The following is a 1,253-nucleotide window of genomic DNA, read 5'->3' on the forward strand; positions in this document are numbered from 1 at the left end:
GCTCCACAGCACCAGCGCCGGGTCCAGCGAGAGCGAGGCGAACGAGTTGATCGTCAGCCCCACCGCGCGGCCCTCGGCGCTGCGCGTGGTGACGATGGCCACGCCGGTGGGGTAGTGCCCGAGCACCTGGCGCAGCGCCCTGGATTCGATCTCGGTGCTGCCCCACTGCGCCGGGGACGTGCGTTCGAGGATGGCATTCATGCTGTGGTGCTCCTGGTTCAGGCCGCCGCCGCGACCAGGTGGCTGTCGACGAAGCGCTCGCACGCCTGAGCATCGGTCCACCAGGGGAAGAAGTCCGGCGGGTTGTCGAAGCCGTTGGCAATCGCGCGCGCCAGCGCCGGGCACTGGCCGGCCGCGCCCAGTAGCTTGAGCAGGTGCGGCGGCGGCGGTGTCAGCAGCGTGTTGGTCCACTCCACCACGTACTGCGCGTAGCTCCAGAAGCGCTCGAAGGTCTGCTGCATCCACGCCTCGGTGAAGGGCTGCTCGCCGTGCGCCAGGATCGCGTCGAGGTAGACGCGGCAGGCCTTGGTGGCGTTGTTCGAGCCCTGGCCCGTGATCGGGTCGTTGACCGCCACCGCGTCGCCCAGCCCGAACACCACCCGGCCCGAGGGCAGCCGCAGCACCGGCTTGCGGATGGTCGGCGCGAAGCTGCCGGCCAGGATGCCGTTGGCGTCGGTGAGCTCGGCGTGGCGCGCGCGCTCGGCTTCCCACGGCAGGTAGGTCTCGAGGAGGCGGCGGCTCGTGGCCAGGTGCTCCTGCGGGCTGGCCACGCCGCGCCAGCAGTCCATCGGGCCGCCCGGGATGCCCTCGAACACCATGATGTGGCACGGGCCCGAGAGCGTCAGCGCCGGGAACGTGAAGTACTCACCTACGCCCGGGATCAGGTTGAACGCCACGCGCGAGTATTCGGGCGAAGGCTGCAGCCCGTGCACGTAGGTCAGCGCCAGCGCGCGCTGCGGCTTGTCGAACGCCGAGCGCTGCGCATCGCGCTCGAAGAGCTTGACCACCTCGCCCTTGCCCGCGGCCAGGACCACCAGGTCATGCGTCTGCGCCAGCTGCTCCAGCTCCGCCACGCCCGCATCCTGCATCAGCAGCCGGCCCCCGCGCCGCTGCACCAGCTCCATCCACTCGGGCATCTTCAGCCGCTGGTCCACCGCCTGCGCCGGCTTGTCCAGCGCACTGCACCAGTCGATGAGCCGCTCACCGGGGCGCTCGGGGTCCGGCACGCTCAGCCCGATGCCCTGCACCGGCGG

General features: G+C 71.3%; 2 protein-coding genes. Both read right to left on the minus strand.

The annotated features are described in order from the left end of the window. Positions 1 to 201 (minus strand): flavin reductase family protein (locus SM757_RS34800; protein WP_322468835.1); only part of this gene is annotated, 201 nt, incomplete at its 3' end. A gap of 17 nt (positions 202 to 218) precedes the next feature. Then, positions 219 to 1,253, minus strand: a 1,035-nt coding sequence (locus SM757_RS34805) for a styrene monooxygenase/indole monooxygenase family protein (RefSeq protein WP_322468836.1), incomplete at its 5' end; no start/stop codon positions are given.

The sequence above is a fragment of the Azohydromonas lata genome (assembly GCF_034427735.1).
Lineage (GTDB): Bacteria > Pseudomonadota > Gammaproteobacteria > Burkholderiales > Burkholderiaceae_C > Azohydromonas > Azohydromonas lata.